Here is a 488-nt window from a genome sequence, read left to right as displayed (position 1 = left end):
GTGCTGCTACGGTAATCTTAGCATGTTCGATACCAAGTGTCGTTGCAGCATTACGGTACATATCTGGAGTGATTTTCGTGATATTTTGCGGTGTCACAATCTCTACACTCAAGGTTTCCTTAGCACCTAGCTTAGCAATCTTAACTGAAGAATATAGCTGAAGACTAGAATCGTCAGCAACGTTCATGATATTCGCATATGCAGATGTCGTCAAGGTCTTGACATTAGTATCCTTACTACTGTCATACCCTAACAAATTCAAGGTTTCATTACGTTGCTCTTCCGACAATGAATACCCCATCACATAGTCTGGTTGAACATAAGATTCATCAATGACCTTTTGGACTTGCGATGATGTTGCTGCTTGCGCAACCGAAGTGAAGGCTGTTACTGAAGCCAATAAAGCCATCCCAGTAACAAGTAGTTTTTTCAATTTCATGTGTGTTTCCTTTCGAAAATAGAATATTATTCCATAATCTCCTAAAGGA

At 39.8% G+C, this 488-nt stretch carries 1 protein-coding gene; it reads right to left on the bottom strand.

Going from position 1 to position 488, the window contains the following annotated elements:
* On the bottom strand, positions 1 to 439 hold a 439-nt coding region (locus tag ACTHUE_RS20190), incomplete at its 3' end, for a DUF1002 domain-containing protein (RefSeq protein ID WP_440424301.1).
* Positions 440 to 488: the final 49 nt, after the last annotated feature.

Source organism: Neisseria sp. P0021.S005 (genome assembly GCF_051956955.1).
Note: the sequence above shows the minus strand (reverse complement) of the source record. Positions and strands in the feature narration are given on the sequence as shown.